Origin of the sequence: Pseudomonas sp. Irchel s3a12 (assembly GCF_900187485.1) — a bacterium.
Taxonomy (GTDB): domain Bacteria; phylum Pseudomonadota; class Gammaproteobacteria; order Pseudomonadales; family Pseudomonadaceae; genus Aquipseudomonas; species Aquipseudomonas neuropathica.
In genome coordinates, this window is the sequence record NZ_FYDN01000005.1 from 359,219 (window position 1) to 376,306 (window position 17,088).

The following is a 17,088-nucleotide window of genomic DNA, read 5'->3' on the forward strand; positions in this document are numbered from 1 at the left end:
GCCATGAACTGTGCCCTGTTCAGTCCCGATGCTAATTTGCCCAACGACCTTGGAGGGCGAATTTTGACCATTAAACAGGCTGCAACGCTGGGTGTACTTTCATGGATTCTGGCTGGCTGTGGCAGCGCCATGACTGTCTTGCAGGACGATGCCGACGTGGCGCGGGACATGCGCAAACAAAAAACCTATTGCCAGTCCATTCCGCGGATTTACAGCGGTCTGGCCTTCGACTTCTGCGTGTTGAACGCGCCGCCGGATCCCAGCGGTTTTCTGGTGCCATTCGTGTTGCTGGATCTGCCATTGTCCGGAGTATTCGATACAGTAGCGTTGCCCTATACGGTTTATCGTCAGCTCACCGACGGCAATCTTGGTATTTACTGGCGCAAGGGCAGTTATTGAGTAGCAGGGTAAGGTTTCTCCAAACCATTCACCCCGAGGGCAATCGCACAGGGTAATTCCCTACTCGTTTACGCTATAATCCCGCCCTTTAGCTGTCACTCGCCCTGTGCGGGGGCACATCAATTTTCAAGGCGCATCGCGCCTGCACGCAGACTAAAGAGGCTAGACCCCTGTGGCATTGACGATTCTTGGCCTGTCCGGCGCCCTTAGCCATGACCCTTCAGCAGCCTTGTACATCGACGGCAAGCTGGTGGCGGCGGCTGAAGAAGAGCGCTTCGTACGCGATAAGCATGCAAAGAACCGCATGCCCTACGAATCGGCGAAGTTCTGTCTTGAGCAGGCCGGCATCAAGCCGTCCGACGTTGACGTAGTTGCGATCCCGTTCGCTCCGATCAGCCTGTTCGGCAAGGCGCGCTGGCACTACGCCAAGCGTTACTGGTACGCGCCGGATCGCGCCCTGGATGCGATCCTGATGGGCAACCGCCGCTACAAGCGCTACCGCAACAAGATTGTCTGGTGCCTGGAGCAATTGGGTTTTGATCCGAAGAAGATCAAGATCGAACCAGTCGAGCACCACTTGGCTCACGCCTCCAGCGCCTACCACTGCTCTGGCTTCAAAGAAAAAACCGCGATCCTCGGTATCGACGGCAAGGGCGAGTACGCCACGACCTTCTTTGGCTACGGTGAGAACGGCAAGATCCACAAGATCAAGGAATTCTTCGATCCGGACTCCCTCGGCGGCCTGTATGGCGCGATCACCGAGTTCCTCGGCTTCGAGATGCTCGACGGTGAGTTCAAGGTCATGGGCATGGCGCCTTACGGCGATGCCAGCAAGTACGATTTCTCGCGTCTGGCCTCGTTCGAAAACGGTGAGCTGGTGATCAACACCGACTACGCCAACGTTATCGGCCTGCGCCGCTATAAAGAGAAGGGCAAAGGCTTCTACTTCTCGCCTAAGCTGATCGAGTGGCTGGGGCCGAAGCGCGAAGGCGATATTGCTGACGAACCTTACATTCACTACGCCGCGAGCATGCAAGCGCTGTTCGAGAAGCTGGCGCTGCAGATGATCGATCACTATTTGGGTGACGTGCTCAAGGAAACCGGCAAACTGGCCTTCGCCGGTGGCTGTGCGCTGAACGTCAAACTGAACCAGAAAATCATTGCCCGCGACGACATCAAGGAACTGTTCGTGCAACCGGCGTCCGGCGATGCCGGTACGGCGGTCGGCGCAGCTGCCTATGTGTCCCACGCCCGTGGCGTGCCGGTCGAGAAGATGGAGCACGTCTACCTCGGCCCGTCGTACAGCAACGAGGACGTGATCGCCGCTTGCGCCCGTCACGAGAACAAGCCAGCGTGGCGCAAGCTCGATAACATGCCGGAACAGATCGCCAAAATCATGGTTGATGGTAATCCCGTGGCCTGGTTCCAGGGACGTATGGAGTTCGGCCCGCGTGCATTGGGTGGTCGTTCGATCATTGGTTGCCCAAGCGTGGCTGGCGTGGCTGATCGCATCAACCACCAGATCAAGTTCCGCGAGCGCTGGAGGCCTTTCTGCCCGTCGATGCTCGACACTGTTGCGCCGCAAATGATCAAGATCGATCACCCGGCACCGTTCATGACCTTCACGTTTGAAGTGGCGGAAGAGTGGAAGACCCGTGTGCCGGAAGTCGTCCATGAAGATGGCACTTCTCGTGCCCAGGTCCTCAAGCGTGAATACAACCCGCGCTACTACGACATGATGAAGGCGCTGGAAAACCTGACCGGTAACGGCGTATCGCTGAACACCTCGCTCAACCGTCGTGGCGAACCGATGATTTGCTCGCCGACCGACGCGTTGAACATGTTTTTCGGTTCGGATCTGGAATACCTGATCATGGAAGATATTCTGGTCGTAAAAGAGGGTGTGAAAGGATACGAACTTGACTGAAACACTGATCAGCGTCGTCATTCCGGTTTACAACTATGCGCGAACGCTGCCTCGTGCAGTGGAGTCGGTGTTGGCGCAATTGGATGAAACGACGGCGGATCTGCTGGTCATCGACGACGGGTCGACGGACGATACGCCTGAGGTAGTGGAAAGGCTCCTGCTCAAGCATGGCGGTCGTTTTCGCGCGCTGCGTAAAAGCAACGGCGGATTGTCGTCGGTACGCAATCGGGGGCTGGAAGAGACAACCGGGCAGTATCTGGTGTTTCTCGACTCTGACGATGAAATGGCTCCCGGTGCATTGGCTGCGCTTGCGCAGCACATTGCCAGTCATCCGCAGACCCTTATGGTGATCGGTGCGCACTGGTCAGTGTTCGCTGACGGCCGCCGCAGTTTGCAGGCGGCCAGGCCTTTGCCTGTGACGCCCCGCCAGCGCCTGCAGGGTTACCTGCTGAACAAGACGGTGTCGATTTCCAACGGTGCCTGTGCGATGCACCGCGAAGTGTTCGCTCTGGGCAATTACCCGGAACATTTGCGCAACGTCGAGGACCTGCCAGTGTTTGCCCAAGTGCTGGCGCGCTACCCCTGCACCGTTCTAGACAAGCCTCTGGCACTGATCCACAAGCACGCCGACAGCATGCGCCATGATTTGCGCCAGAGTCTTGCTGCCGGTACGGAGCAGGTCGTCAGCGAAGTGTTTTCCAGTCGAAGAATGCCCGAAGAAATGTGTGATCTGCGCCAGGCGTTTCTGGCACAGCGCTGTTTGTCGCTGTTTCGCGACTGTTATTCCCATGGCGAGTACAAGCTGGCCAGGTCGTTCTATTTCCAGGCTTTGCGTGCAGACTGGCGGACGTTTTCACGCTGGTCATACACCCGCAAGGCTTTGCGGTTGCTGTTTCGGTAAGTGGGTCGCGGTGATGTGCGCGTACCTTGTAACGGATGTCGGTGAGGTGGCTGGGTGAAAGGTACGGGCGGTAGTGTGGCAACTCGAGTCTCCAGAATCATCGACAAATACCCGGTCTGGCTGGCGTTTGTGGGCAGCGCGCTGTTATCGCTGATAGCCGTCCTGGGCACTGCGACAGTGGGACGTGATGCCGCGCTGTATATCGATATTGCGCAACAGGTCACCGAGCACGGGCCGAATGTGGCTTGGGCTACTTTCGACTGGCCCTGGTTTTCCTTTCTGCTGGCCGCTACGCATTCCATCCTGCATTTGCCGCTGGAGCTGAGTGCCTATCTTTGGTGTGCACTCTTTTTTGCCGGCACCAGCGCGTTGATGGTGGACTGCGTGCGTCAGCGGTCTGCGCTGGTCACCCGTTGGGCGTGCCTGGTGGTATTGGCCATGCCGGCGGTGAATGCCTTTCGAAACGACATCATCCGTGAGTGCGGTTTCTGGTTCTTCTGCACGCTGACGCTCTGGCTCGCGCTGCGCTGGCAAGCCCGTGGCGGCTGGTTGCGCGCGGCATTCATCCACCTGGCAATCGTCGCAGCAGCCTTGTTTCGGCTGGAGGCCTTATTGCTGGTGCCGGCGTTGGCTCTGTGGCAGTTGCCCAACCTGTGGTCATCTGGCCGACGGATGCAGTTTGCCCAGTTTTCGCTGCTGCCGGTTTTGGGGCTGCTGGCCATTTCGGCAACCAGTGTACTCATGTCGGCGCGAGTGATGCTGTATCTGGACATGATTGCCCCGCACAGTGTGTTCGCGTCCTTTCAAATGCTGTGCGATCAGTTTGCCAATTCGCTCATCAACAAGTACTCCCAGGATGAAGCCGGGCGGATCATTTTCTTCGGCATCCTGGCGACCATGACCATCAGTTTCGTGAAGTTGATGGGGCCTTTCGCCGTTCCCTTCATTCTGCGGCGTAACTGGGGGGTGCTAGGCGTCTACTGGCGCGACTATCGACCCTTCGCCTGGGCGGCGTTGCTGTATCTGATCGTGCTGGTGCTGTTTTTCATCAAGCAACAGTTCATGAATACGCGCTACCTGAGCTTTCTCAATCTGTTGTTTGTGCCCGTGCTGGCGATGGGGCTGGCGGCGTTTGTTCGCGAGTTCCCGCGTTGGGGCAGATGGCTGGTGGTTCTGTGTTTGCTGGTGATGCTGTCGAACGTCATCTCCACCGGAGCCGGAAAGACGCATTACGTCGAGGCCGGTCGCTGGATGTCGGCCCATGTCGAGCCAGGGGCGAAGACCTATTTCGAGGATGGACGGATCAGCTATTACGCCGGTCGCGGCTACGTGTTGCCGGTACTGACCGCAGAGGAAGCGATGTCGGCAGCGCACGCTGGCGACTATCAATATTTCCTCATCGAGGCCAAGGGTGACGAGCCTTGGCTGAATGAGTGGCTGGTGGCGCACAAGCTGCGCATCATCGAGCATTTCGCCAATCGCAAAGGTGCCACTGTAGTGGTCATCGGCCGCTAAGGCTTAACCGAGCAGCGGGCGCAGGCGCGAGATCAGCGGCGCTTGCCGGTTGCTCGGGAGTGCCTGCCGATAGCCCTCGATAAACGTGTCGCCGGCGTCCTGGCCGAGCAGCCATTGGCGGTCTTCCTTGTAGCGCAGCAAATGCGCGAAGTTACGCAGGCGTTTACTGTCACTGAGCGCGTGCTTCTGGCAGCGCAGGTCGGCAATATCGATCAGGCCCAAACGCTTGTCGGGGGTCTGCACGACGTTGCCAAAGTGCAGTGATCGAAAGTACACACCTTTTTCGTGCAGCAGGGCGAAGTACCCGCCCAGCTGGAATCTCAGTGTGTCAGCCTCTTCGTCAGTGCCTTGTAGCTGACGCACTGTATTGCCTTCCAGCGGGCTGTAATACACGCAGTCACGTTCGATGCTCGGGATGCGGTAGACCGCGATGACTTTGGGGCAGAGGATGTCGCGTTGTTCGAGGATCCGTGTATTGTCGGCAAAGCGTTGTGCATAGGGGTAGAACAGTGCCGAACTGAGCAGCCGCTTGCGGCGGAACAGCTTGAGCATGCGTCCATCGGCCAATCTGAGCACTTTGTCGCCGGAACCGTCGGCTTCCAATACGTGTGCACCCTCGCGCAGTGCCTCGTAAGTGCTGTGATCAATCGATTGCATATCCGGCTCCCCATCATTAGCGGGGTATCTTAACCGACTTGGTCGAAAGCTGGTTCGAAGTCATGTTTATCGGGGCAAAAACGCGTGTGATATCATCGGCGCCTCACTGAATTGCGCGGATCACCATGAGCAGTCCTGAACCGAAAGCCCAGTCCACGCTGGCGATCTATTTCCGCCTTTTGGCTTACGTGCGGCCTTATGCCGGCCTTTTCCTTCTCAGCATCGTCGGGTTTCTGATTTTCGCATCGACTCAACCGATGCTCGCCTACATCCTCAAGTACTTTGTCGACGGTCTGGCCAATCCTGAAGCCAGTCTGTTCCCGGGCAACCCTTATCTGGGCAAGCTGCAGTTGCTCGAAACAGTGCCACTGATGATCGTCTTCATCGCGTTGTGGCAGGGCGTGGGTTCTTACCTGGGCAACTTCTTCCTGGCGCGGGTTTCTCTGGGCCTGGTGCATGACCTGCGGGTGGTGTTGTTCAATAAATTGCTGGAGTTGCCCAATCGCTTCTTCGACAAGAACAATTCCGGCCACCTGATTTCCCGGATCACCTTCAACGTGACCATGGTCACCGGCGCGGCAACGGATGCAATCAAAGTCGTCATCCGTGAAGGCATGACCGTGATTTTCCTGTTCTGCACACTGTTGTGGATGAACTGGAAGCTCACGCTGGTGATGGTCGCCATCCTGCCGTTGATCGGTTTGATGGTGAACAGCACCAGCAAAAAATTCCGCAAGCAAAGCAAGAAGATCCAGGTCTCGATGGGCAACGTCACGCACGTCGCGTCCGAGACCATTCACGGCTATCGCGTCGTGCGCAGTTTTGGCGGCGAGCAGTACGAAAAGGATCGCTTTCGCGATGCCAGCCAGAGCAACACCGACAAGCAGTTGACGATGACCAAGACCGGCGCCGTTTACACGCCGATGCTGCAGCTGGTGACTTACAGCGCCATGGCGGTGGTCATGTTCCTCGTCCTGTACCTTCGCGGCGATGCATCGCCGGGTGATCTGGTGGCCTACATCACCATGGCTGGCTTGTTGCCCAAGCCGATCCGTCAGTTGTCGGAGGTCAGCTCGACGATTCAGAAGGGTGTCGCCGGTGCCGAAAGTATTTTCGAGCAACTGGATGAGCCGGCGGAAGTGGATCAGGGCACGGTCGAGCAAGATCGTCTCGAAGGCCGTCTGGAAGTGCGCAATCTGAGCTTCCACTATCCTGACACCGACAAAGCGGTGCTCAATGACATCAGTTTCGTCGTCGACCCGGGGCAAATGGTTGCCTTGGTCGGCCGCTCGGGCAGTGGCAAATCGACCCTGGCCAGCCTGATTCCGCGCTTTTATCAGCATGATGATGCGCAGGGCCAGATCTTGCTCGATGGCGTGCAGGTGCAGGACTTCACCTTGCGCAGCCTGCGTCGGCAGATTGCTCTGGTGACCCAACAGGTCACGCTATTCAACGATACGGTGACCAACAACATCGCCTACGGTGATCTGGCCGGTGCGCCGTTCGATGAGGTCAAGCGCGCGGCTACCGAAGCCTATGCCGATGAGTTCATCATCAAGATGCCGCAAGGCTACGAAACCATGGTCGGCGAAAACGGTGTGCTGCTGTCCGGCGGCCAGCGTCAGCGCATCGCCATTGCCCGGGCGTTGCTCAAGGATGCACCGCTGCTGATTCTCGACGAGGCCACTTCCGCGCTCGATACCGAGTCGGAGCGGCATATCCAGGCTGCCCTGGATCATGTGGTGAAAAACCGCACGACCCTGGTGATCGCCCACCGTTTGAGCACCATCGAGAAAGCCGACCTGATTCTGGTCATGGACGAAGGTCGCATCGTCGAGCGCGGCTCTCACGCACAATTGCTCGAGCAGAACGGCTATTACGCCCGTCTGCACGCCAAAGAGTTTGAAGAGGGTGACGAGCCTCAGCCGGCACACGCGACCGACGTATGCTGACGATGTTTCGCAGCTTTCGCGAGCGTGGCTGGACCGAAATCGACCGGGACAGCTACGCCCGTGCCTGGCAACGTTTCGGCGGCAGTTTTGCTACACACCCCGAAGTCGTCGAGCGCTTGTCAACGTTCCTTGGCATCGAGTTGCGCTACTTGGGCTGGGTCATTGGCGGTGATGTGCTGGCCGCCATCCCTTGCTGGGGGCGGCATGTTGCCTTGTCCAAGGAAGTGCTCAAGCGCGAGGGCAAGCGTGGCTTGCTGGACATGGGCAATGCGGAAATCATTCTGCCGATCGCGCCAGACGTCATCGTGCCGGTGCGCCAGCGCGTGGCTTATGTGTCCCAGCTCAATGCCGGGCAGATCAGCACGCTGAAGCCACAGCCTGAGGGCCTGGCGCTGGCCCGGTTGCCGGAAGAATATTCGAAGAAGTTCCGCTACAACCAGCGTCGCGAACAGCGCCTGCTGGAAGAGGCGGGTGGATCGCTGGTGCCTATGTCCGACTTTACGCCGCAGGAACAGGCTGCCGCTTACGGCGATCTGTTTCAGCGGCGCTGGGGCTTCGAGGTGCCGGGCAAGGCCGGGCTGGTTGAGGTCTTTACCTTGCTGCGCGAGTTCATGACCGGTTCGGTGGTGATGCTCGAATCGGCGCCCGTCGCCATTCAGGTGCTCTATCGCGTCGAGGCCCCGCAATGGGTTTCGCTGGAATACATCAACGGTGGTGTCGACCCGCAGAGCCGCGAGTTCAGCCCCGGCAGTGTGCTGAGTTTCGTCAACACCCAAGAGGCCTGGGCGCACGCGCAAGCGCTGGGCAAACCTCTGCGTTATTCATTCGGTCGTGCCGACCGAGAGTACAAGGATCGCTGGTGCCACACGGTGCCGGTCTACAAGGTCTGAATTCATGAGCGCTCGCAAGCAACAGCTTCTCAAGGCCCATCGGCGCAACAAGCGTCTGTTCCTGATCGCCTTTGTGCTGGCGCTGTTGCTGATCGGCGTGCTGATCGCGTGGTGGCTGGTGCCGCTGTTGCTGGTGCTGGCCTGGGTCGTTCACGAGGCCTGGTTTGCCGACCATTTGTTCTACCGGCCTACCGACGACTATCAATACGTCTTTCCGCCGCAAACCGCGCGGCAGGCCGTGAGTCTTGAGGGCGGCGTGGTAGGCCTGAGCGAACCGCTGGCGCAGGGCGAGACATTGGTACTCGAACTCGAAGTGAAGTCCTCCTGGCTGGGGCGCTGGCTCGATCCCTATGTTGAGGTGGGCGATGATCGTCAGGATCTGGAGCGGGGCGTCAGAGGGCGGCGTTTCCTCAATCTGTCGGGGCAGGTCGATGCGCTGGTGCAAGGGACTCTGACGCTGCGTGGCCGATATTGCGTACCTGCTGCGACGGGCGTGTTGTGGGTCATGGCCAATCCGGACTACAGCCGCCAGCGGGTCATGGTCATCGCGCCCCATGCCGATGATGCAGAGCTCGCCGCCTTCGGTCTGTACAGTCGATGCGAAGATGTCAGCATCGTCACCCTGACCCAGGGTGAGATCGAGGCTGAAGACTTTCAGCGGCTGGGCCTTGATCAAGCCGCAGCCGCTCGATTGAAGGGCCGCTTGCGCAGTTGGGACAGCCTGGTGATTCCGCTGTGGGGGGGCGTGCCTGCCGAGCGTTGTGTGCAATTGGGCTATTACTGCCTGCAACTGCCTTCGATGGTCGAAGCGCCGACCCAGGCGTTCGGCTCCCGGGAATCGCAGGAAAACGATATTCGCAGTGTGCGCCAGCATAACCCGTTGACCCTGCCCGCCGACGTTGACGGGCAGCCGACCTGGCAAAACCTGCTGGGTGATCTGACGGCCCTGCTTGAGCACTATCGCCCGGAAGTGGTCGTTACACCGCATCCTGAACTCGATCCCCACAGTGATCATGTAGCGTCGACCCAAGCGTTGCTTGAGGCTATCGAACGCAGTAGCTGGAAACCGGCGACCCTGCTGCTGTACGCCAATCACCTGCACGACAATGATCGCTGGCCCATGGGGCCTGCCGGTGCGGGTGTTCCGCTGCCTCCCGCCATCGAGCCGCTACCGGCTGATCGCCTGTGGAGTCCGCTGCTGTCGGCCGACGTGCAACTGGACAAAGCCATGGCGCTGGCCATGGAGCACGATCTGCAGGGCGGACAGGCGTTCAAACGGCAATTGCGCCGCAGGATCCAGCAGGCTCTGGCCGGCCGTCGCTGGCCTGAAACGGGCAGTAACGAGTTTTTCCGCAAGGCGGTCCGGCGTCACGAGTTGTTCTGGGTGCGCGACCTTTCAGATTGAGGCGGACGGCGCTTTACCCTGTGTTAATATCGCGCCCCTGTTCATTTTGTATGTGGGTTGCTCCATGAAGTTGTCCATGCCGCGTTTCGATCAAGCCCCGGTCTTGGTAGTCGGCGATGTCATGCTCGACCGTTACTGGCATGGCGGAACCTCACGGATTTCCCCTGAGGCGCCGGTGCCGGTCGTTAAGGTCGAGCAGATCGAAGACCGTCCGGGCGGTGCCGCGAACGTTGCCTTGAACATTGCCGCGCTGGGTGCGCCGGCGTCGCTGGTTGGTGTGACCGGCGATGACGAAGCCGCCGACAGCCTGAGCAACAGTCTCAAAGGCGCGGGCGTACGCGCTCTGTTCCAGCGCATCGCGCACCAGCCAACCATCGTCAAGCTGCGGGTCATGAGCCGGCACCAGCAACTGCTGCGTATCGACTTTGAAGAACCGTTCGCCACCGACGCTCTGGCCCTTGGTTCGCAGGTCGACGACCTGCTCGAAGGCATCAAGGTGCTGGTGCTCTCCGATTACGGCAAAGGCGCCCTGAAAAACCATCAGGCGCTGATCCAGGCCGCCCGCGCGAAGAACATTCCGGTGCTGGCCGATCCAAAGGGCAAGGACTTCTCGATTTATCGCGGCGCCAGCCTGATCACCCCCAATCTCAGCGAATTCGAAGCCATCGTCGGCGGTTGCGTCGATGAGCATGAGCTGGTGAGCAAGGGCGCCGCCCTGATGCACGACCTCGAACTCGGTGCGCTGTTGGTGACACGCGGCGAACACGGCATGACCCTGTTGCGTCCGGATCAGCCAGCGCTGCACCTGCCGGCCCGTGCCCGTGAAGTGTTCGATGTCACCGGTGCCGGTGACACGGTGATCTCCACCCTGGCGGCAGCGATTGCCGCCGGTGAAGACCTGCCCCACGCCGTTGCGCTGGCCAACCTGGCCGCCGGCATCGTGGTCGGCAAACTCGGTACGGCCGCCATCAGCGCCCCGGAACTGCGTCGCGCCATTCAGCGCGAGGAGGGTTCTGAACGGGGTGTCCTGGGTCTGGAGCAGTTGCTGCTCGCCGTGGCCGATGCCCGTGCGCACAACGAGAAGATCGTCTTCACCAATGGCTGCTTCGACATCCTCCATGCCGGCCATGTGACCTACCTGGAGCAGGCGCGGGCACAGGGCGACCGGCTGATTGTCGCGGTCAACGATGATGCTTCGGTCAGCCGTCTCAAAGGCCCGGGCCGCCCGATCAACAGTGTTGACCGACGCATGGCGGTTCTCGCCGGCCTCGGCGCTGTGGACTGGGTGATCAGTTTCCCTGAAGGCACCCCGGAGAACCTGCTGCGCGAGGTCAAACCGGACGTGCTGGTCAAGGGCGGCGATTACGGCATCGATCAGGTAGTCGGCGCTGATATCGTCACTGCTTATGGCGGTACCGTAAAGGTGCTGGGACTGGTGGAAAACAGCTCGACAACTGCGATTGTCGAGAAGATCCGCAGTCGTTGATCAGATGAATTTTTACCGTTGTGTACTGCGTGTGAACGGATTTTGCCTTGGGGATTTTACCGTTTCCGTTGATGTAGGCAGCTTTGAATCCGATGCGCTTGCCTGCCTACGTCGCGTGGTCAATTAACCTATGAAAGTCATGCTCCTGGTGATGGACGAGCAGCGGGTCATTCTCGACCGGCTCTACGACATCGTGCAGCAGAACTGTGATGAGTGTTTCATCTATCGTTTGAGCAAAAAACAGCAGTTGAATCTGGGGTCGTTTCTGGCCTCGGTCGATTACCAGACTTTCGATCGCGTGGTGATTTTCTCCCGGGTCAAACGCCTGGCCACGCAACTGCAGGTGCTCAAATGCATCCCCGGGCTGGTCTTCCTTGAACACGACGCCTACCAGAACTACATGCCAGCGAGTAAATACCGCGGCGTGTATTCACGGCTCTACCGTCGCCTGCCGAGTTGCCGGGCGCTGGTGTCCGGTGCCGTGGTCGCGCGCAAGATGCTCGCTGAAGGCATCGACACGGTGTTTGTCTCCAAAGGTTATGACGAACAGATGCTGCACAACACCGGCGTCGAGCGGGACATTCCCATCGGTTTTCTTGGCAGCTTGAAAAGCACCGAATATGCCGAGCGCAAAGCCATGCTCGAGTCGCTCTCGCAGCGAACCGGGATGCTGGTGACCCGTACCAAGTCGGGTGCGGAATACCTGCAGACGCTCAATCGCATCAGGATTTTCGTCAGCGCCGACATCGGCATGAACGAGTTCATGATCAAGAACTATGAGGCCATGGCCTGCGGTTGTGTGCTGCTGGCCTGGAGTCAGGGCGAAGAAGACCGTCTGCTCGGCTTTGAAGACATGCACAACACCGTGTTCTACCGCAGCGAAGATGAAGCGGTGGAAAAGATCCAGTTGCTGCAGAGCGACCCGGAACTGGCAGAGCGCATCGCCCGCAATGGCCAGGAGTTCGCGCAAAGCCGTTATTCCTTTGCCCGTGTCGGTCAGGCACTGGCTACGGAAATCCAGCGTGAGATGCGCCCATGGCAGCCACCCTCGGCGTTCACGCGATTCTGGGTGAAGCTGCGTTACGGGATGAAGGTGCCAGTCTGAATGAAGGATCATCTATCGTCGCAACTCGGCGAGCACATGGCGCTGGATGCGCTGCCCGGTGGTGATCAGTCCGTACTGGGGGCGTTACCGACAGAACTTCTCGACTGTCTGAGCCGTGCACCTCGGGTGGTGCTGATTGCCAACAACCCGGCCATCACCGCGGCGGACTTTCAGGCGTTGAACATTGGCGCCGATGACGTCGTCGTCAGCTTCAATACCTGCATCAAAGCGGCGCTGCTCAACAAGCAGAGCGTCAATGTCTTTGTGCATGGCTACAACGCGCCGGACGCGTATTTTTTTGGTCTGCCTTACGCGCCGCCGGTACAGCAGATGTTCGAACAGGCGAGCGAACGTTGTTTCAGCATGCTGGTGGGCTGCGCCGCACCAATGTGTCCACTGCCACGCGTGGCCATGTATTGGGATCGCATTCCACTGCCGCCACTGTGGAACTACCCGGTCGATCGCCCGGGTGGCAAGCGCTACGTTGGGCCTTCTACCGGTTTCAACACGCTGGTGGTGTTCGACTGGTTGCGCGCTCATGCCGGTTATAACTATCAGCTCATGACCCTGGGGTTTTCCAACGAAGCAGGAAAACTGTGGGGCGGCCATGCCTGGGACTATGAGCGTGACTGGCTGCAAAAATCGGACATCATTGTGGTGCCCCTGCAACCTCGTCGCTGGTGGCAAAAGCTGTTTCGGCAGAAGTAAGCGACATCGTCTGTCCGGTTGCCAGCAGGCCCGAACTACTTTCAAAAGGTGCTGTTGAGTGTTGAAAATTGCCGTGGCTTTTTTCGGGATCCCGAGAAATTCGCCGATCTGTTTCCCCTCCATCGAGCAGAATGTGCTGGCGCAGTTGCCTGCGGGCAGCGATGTAAAGTGCTTCTACCATCTGTACAAGATCGATGAGGTGCAAAACACGCGATCCGGTGAGAAAGGCGAACTGAAGGCGGACAACTACCAGCCATTCGAATCGATGACCGGCACACTCACCTCGACCGAGGGCGTGCTGGAGCGCTGGGATTTCGAACAGGTCAAAGCACAGGGCGATACCTGGGCAGATGACTTTGCGTCATTGCGCAATTTGATCTTTCAGCTCAACTCATTGCATACCGTGACCAGCATGATCGAGCCGTTCAATCCGGATTTCGTTGTGTTCGTGCGCCCGGACAATTTCTTTCACAGCGCATTGCCTGCCTATGTCTTCGCTCACCCCGAGGCTCGCAAGCACAACGCTTATATTCCCGACTGGCAGTGGTGGGGCGGGTTGAACGATCGCTTTGCGGTGTGCGGGCGCGATACTTATGTCGCGTACGGCAAGCGCATCGAGTGTATTTTCGACTTCTGCAAGGCAACAGGCCGAAAGCTGCATTCCGAACGCTTGCTTAAATATGCCCTGCAGCAGGTCGATGCCAAAATCTGCACGCTGCCGACGCAGGCATCGCGGGTACGCATTACCGGTGCATTTGCCGAGGAATCGTTCTCGCCCAAGCGTGGCATGGGCAAGCGCGAAAACCGCTACTTTCATTTCTTCGCCGGGTTGCGTACCTGGTGGGACCGTCGCCGCTAAACCGTTATTTACCGGTTTTCTTGCCCAGACCGACCAGTCGCAGCGCCTTGATACTCAGTTGCTTGAGTCCCTGACGCGGGGCCTTCGCCGGTTGCAGGCCCTGCTGCACCAACCAGTCCTTCCAGCGAATCCTCTCTTCGCGCACAACCCAGCCGGATTGTGTGGCAAAGCTCTCGGCCAGATAAAGACCCCGGGTGCTGGCCGGTACCAGTTTGTCGCGCTTGAGCGTGTACAACTCTGCCAGTGGCGCGCCGTCCTTGAGTGGCATCAAGTACAGGTCGGGCCGTTTGCGGTCGAGTCGGGCCACCAGTTGATCACCCTCCAGGCGTTCGTCGACGTGGAACAGGCTCAGGGACTTGGCTTCCTTGGGCACATCCAGACGCAAGTCGTAGATCAATTGCAGCGATGCGGTCGGCAGATGCACGTAGGCCCGTGGGCGTTCGAGCAATTGCAGATTGGCGCTACGTATCGGTCGCGCTGAGCCGGACAACGGGGTCAGGCGAAACGGCAGCGCTTCGCGATAATGCAGTGCAGCGGAGTAGGGCGCCGGCAGCCAGGTGTCGTTGAAACGTCCGCCGAGCCAGCCTTCCGGTGTTTCCAGCAAGCACTCTTCGGCAATTTCCTGAATGGCCGTGTGTAGCGGAATATTCAGTTCATGCGCCGGCACGTAACCGGAAATCAATTTGAGCACGACGTCGCCACGATCCTGACGGCGCTGGCGCACCAGCACCCAGTAATCGCGATTCTGCCAATGCAGGGTCAGGCGCACCGAGACCCCGAGGTTGGCCAGTTCCAGCGAGAAGCGCTCGGTGTCAGCCACGCTCACCGGTTTGCGCCGCTGCAAGGTCTGCGCAAAGTTCAGCGGCATGCCGACGCTCTGGTAGGTCAGACCTTCGGGGGTGGCTTCGACGTACAACGGCAGGGTCTTGAAGTTGCTCGGGTTCTTTCTGATGAGCGTGCGCGGCATATCGGCTCCTGCTTAAGGCCGCGAAGCGGCGTCAGTGACCACGTAGGACCTGGGCAACGGTCGCAACGTTGTGGGCGAGGTGCAGCGGATTGATCGTTCCGACAATAGCACTGGCCACGCCAGGTTGCGCGAACAGCAATTCGAAGCTGGCGCGCACCGGATCCACGCCCGGACTCAAACAGACGTGACCGCTGGCCAAGGCTTTTTTCACCAGAATGGCTTTGCCGTGGGCAGCAGCATAGTCAATGACAGCTTTCTCGTTTTGTTCGTTCAGATTGTAGGTGACCATCGCGCAGTCGCCTTGCTCCAGTGCTTTCAAGCCACCTTCGACGGTTTTTCCGGAGAAGCCGAAGCCGCGAATCTTGCCTTCGGCCTTGAGCGCCGCGAGTGTCGCGTAAACCTCTTCGTGCTCGAGGATCGCCATGTCGTTGCCGTCGGAATGCACCAGCACCAGGTCGATAAAATCGGTTTCAAGACGTTGCAGGCTACGCTCCACCGACATCCGTGTGTGTGCTGCGCTGAAATCGTGTTGCGAGAGGCCATCGGCAAACTCTTCGCCGACCTTGCTGACGATCACCCAGTCTTGCCGCTGGCCGCGTAGCAGCGGACCAAGGCGTTCTTCGCTGCGTCCATAAGCCGGAGCGGTGTCGATCAGGTTGATGCCCAGATCGCGGGCCTGACGCAGCAGCATGCGCGCTTCGTCGTCGCCGGGGATCTGAAAACCGTTGGGATATTTCACCCCTTGGTCGCGGCCAAGTTTGACCGTACCCAGGCCCAGTGGCGAAACCATCAGGCCGGTGCTGCCCAACGGTCGATGAAGGTCGTGCAGGTTGGCAATGGTCATGGCAGCAGTTGCTCCCAGGCAGGAACGCCCAGCGGTGGTTTTGGCAGCGCGGGCAATGGTTCGGTGGCTTGTGGCTGGATGCCGTCGCGCTCCAGGGCGGCGATGACCCGGTCAGCGAAGTCCGGCGCCAGCGCCAGTTTGGTCGGCCAGCCGACCAGCAAGCTGCCTTGCTCGGCAAGGAAGGCGTTGTCCGGGCGCGTGAGCCCGGTTTGCAGTGGCTCGGCACGGTCAACCCGCAGGGTCGCCCATTGCGTAGTGCTGAGGTCGATCCACGGCAACAACTGGGCGATCTCTTTCTGCGCGGTGGCAATCTGCTCGGCCGGCTCGCGGTTCACACCTTCGCTTTCGGCGATGTCGCCGCCCATATACCAGACCCACTGGCCGTCAGCGGCCGGATGTGTGGTCACAGTGATGCGCGGTTTGGTGCCGCCGCCCAGGCAGTGGGCGTACAGCGGCTTCAGACCTGGGCCTTTGGCGATGATCATGTGCAGCGGGCGGCGTTGCATGGCCGGCTGGTTCAAACCGAGGTCTTCGAGCAGTTGGGCAGTACCGGCACCGGCACTGAGGACAATACGCTGCGCGCGAATCTCGCGACCGTCGACTCGCAAACCAACCAGCACGCCCGCTTCCAGCAGTGGCTCGATGGTTTGTCCGGCGAGCAGGCCATCGCCGGCCAGATCGGCCAGGCGCTGGATCAGGCTCGGCACGTCGACTACCAGCTCGGCAAGGCGATAGACCTTGCCCTTGAAGCGTTTGTCTTGCAGGGCCGGCGGCAGTTGCTCGCCCTTGACCTGGTCGACCCGGCCGCGCACGGCCTTACTGGCGAAGAAACTGGTGAGGTTGCCCGCCAGAGTACCCGGCGACCACAGGTAATGGGCCTCGGACAGCAGGCGCACGCCGGACAGATCCAGCTCGCCACTGCCGGCCAGCGCTTCACGCCAGCGGCGTGGCATGTCGGCGATGGCTTCCGAGGCGCCAGTCAGCGCGCCGTGCAACGCGTACTTGGCGCCGCCGTGGATGATGCCTTGGGACTTCACACTCTGCCCGCCGCCGAGGCTGGCGCTTTCCACCAGCACGGTCGAAAAACCCTGGCGGCGCAGACGCGCATTCAGCCAGAGGCCGGCGACACCAGCGCCGACAATCAGAACGTCGGTGGAAATAACGGATGGCATGCAGCGACCTCAGTGTTCAAGACGAGGGCGCAGTATACAGACTCGGGAAAGGGGCGGATTTGTCGATGATCAACAGGTTGAACATAGGGGCCAATGTGGGAGCGAGCCTGCTCGCGAAGAGGGAATGCCAGTCGACATATGTGTTGCCTGATACACCGCTTTCGCGAGCAGGCTCGCTTGTATGGTAGGACTTGAAGGGAGGAGGAGGGACAAGGCTCGATTCTGACTGTTGACGCAGCACAGACCGTGGGAGATTTCGCCCCTCCTCCTTTCACCCAAGCGCCGATAAAGAATGCATCTG

Annotated in this window: 15 protein-coding genes; 11 read left to right on the top strand and 4 right to left on the bottom strand. The window is 59.5% G+C overall.

The genetic code is table 11. From position 1 onward, the window contains the following. Window positions 1–63 precede the first annotated feature (63 nt). From CKW14_RS11445 to CKW14_RS11460, 4 genes are all read left to right on the top strand, one after another. Window positions 64–399: a YceK/YidQ family lipoprotein gene (locus tag CKW14_RS11445; protein WP_095125333.1), complete on the top strand. Its 336-nt coding sequence runs from the start codon at window positions 64–66 to the stop codon at window positions 397–399. 172 nt (window positions 400–571) lie between these two features. Continuing rightward, on the top strand, window positions 572–2,326 hold the full coding sequence (locus tag CKW14_RS11450; protein WP_095047258.1) for a carbamoyltransferase: 1,755 nt from the start codon (window positions 572–574) through the stop codon (window positions 2,324–2,326). Continuing rightward, window positions 2,319–3,227, top strand: coding sequence for a glycosyltransferase family A protein (locus tag CKW14_RS11455; protein ID WP_095047259.1), 909 nt, complete (start codon window positions 2,319–2,321; stop codon window positions 3,225–3,227). The genes CKW14_RS11450 and CKW14_RS11455 overlap by 8 nt, the downstream gene beginning before the upstream one ends. Before the next feature lie 75 nt (window positions 3,228–3,302). Then, window positions 3,303–4,742 (top strand): hypothetical protein, encoded by a 1,440-nt coding sequence (locus CKW14_RS11460; protein WP_256587203.1) that lies wholly within the window; start codon window positions 3,303–3,305, stop codon window positions 4,740–4,742. Between the two features lie 3 nt (window positions 4,743–4,745). On the opposite strand, the gene CKW14_RS11465 is transcribed toward CKW14_RS11460, so the two are convergent. Continuing rightward, window positions 4,746–5,399, bottom strand: coding sequence for a toluene tolerance protein (locus CKW14_RS11465; RefSeq protein WP_095125335.1), 654 nt, complete (start codon window positions 5,397–5,399; stop codon window positions 4,746–4,748). 125 nt (window positions 5,400–5,524) lie between these two features. On the opposite strand from CKW14_RS11465, the gene msbA reads away from it, so the two are divergent. The 7 genes from msbA to CKW14_RS11500 all read left to right on the top strand — a co-directional run bounded on the left by msbA (window position 5,525) and on the right by CKW14_RS11500 (window position 13,804). Beyond that, window positions 5,525–7,351, top strand: a complete 1,827-nt coding sequence (gene msbA / locus CKW14_RS11470; protein WP_095125336.1) for a lipid A export permease/ATP-binding protein MsbA — start codon at window positions 5,525–5,527, stop codon at window positions 7,349–7,351. Next, window positions 7,345–8,241: a GNAT family N-acetyltransferase gene (locus CKW14_RS11475; RefSeq protein ID WP_095125337.1), complete on the top strand. Its 897-nt coding sequence runs from the start codon at window positions 7,345–7,347 to the stop codon at window positions 8,239–8,241. Before msbA ends, CKW14_RS11475 begins: the two co-directional genes overlap by 7 nt. A 4-nt stretch (window positions 8,242–8,245) precedes the next feature. Further along, complete coding sequence (locus tag CKW14_RS11480) at window positions 8,246–9,646, top strand: PIG-L deacetylase family protein (protein ID WP_095125338.1); 1,401 nt, start codon at window positions 8,246–8,248, stop codon at window positions 9,644–9,646. A gap of 64 nt (window positions 9,647–9,710) precedes the next feature. Then, complete coding sequence (hldE, locus tag CKW14_RS11485) at window positions 9,711–11,132, top strand: bifunctional D-glycero-beta-D-manno-heptose-7-phosphate kinase/D-glycero-beta-D-manno-heptose 1-phosphate adenylyltransferase HldE (protein WP_093430139.1); 1,422 nt, start codon at window positions 9,711–9,713, stop codon at window positions 11,130–11,132. 130 nt (window positions 11,133–11,262) lie between these two features. Continuing rightward, window positions 11,263–12,237, top strand: coding sequence for a glycosyltransferase (locus tag CKW14_RS11490; protein ID WP_095047266.1), 975 nt, complete (start codon window positions 11,263–11,265; stop codon window positions 12,235–12,237). Further along, complete coding sequence (locus CKW14_RS11495) at window positions 12,238–12,945, top strand: hypothetical protein (RefSeq protein ID WP_095047267.1); 708 nt, start codon at window positions 12,238–12,240, stop codon at window positions 12,943–12,945. Between the two features lie 58 nt (window positions 12,946–13,003). Then, complete coding sequence (locus CKW14_RS11500; protein WP_095047268.1) at window positions 13,004–13,804, top strand: hypothetical protein; 801 nt, start codon at window positions 13,004–13,006, stop codon at window positions 13,802–13,804. A gap of 4 nt (window positions 13,805–13,808) precedes the next feature. On the opposite strand, the gene CKW14_RS11505 is transcribed toward CKW14_RS11500, so the two are convergent. From CKW14_RS11505 to CKW14_RS11515, 3 genes are read right to left on the bottom strand one after another with little or no spacing between them, the layout of a single operon-like run. Continuing rightward, window positions 13,809–14,771 (bottom strand): metal ABC transporter ATPase, encoded by a 963-nt coding sequence (locus tag CKW14_RS11505; RefSeq protein WP_095047269.1) that lies wholly within the window; start codon window positions 14,769–14,771, stop codon window positions 13,809–13,811. A 31-nt stretch (window positions 14,772–14,802) separates the two neighbouring features. Continuing rightward, complete coding sequence (locus CKW14_RS11510; RefSeq protein WP_095047270.1) at window positions 14,803–15,615, bottom strand: aldo/keto reductase; 813 nt, start codon at window positions 15,613–15,615, stop codon at window positions 14,803–14,805. Further along, a complete protein-coding gene (locus CKW14_RS11515) occupies window positions 15,612–16,787 on the bottom strand; it encodes an FAD-binding oxidoreductase (RefSeq protein WP_095047271.1) in 1,176 nt (391 codons plus the stop codon). The genes CKW14_RS11510 and CKW14_RS11515 overlap by 4 nt, the downstream gene beginning before the upstream one ends. Between the last annotated feature and the right edge of the window lie 301 nt (window positions 16,788–17,088).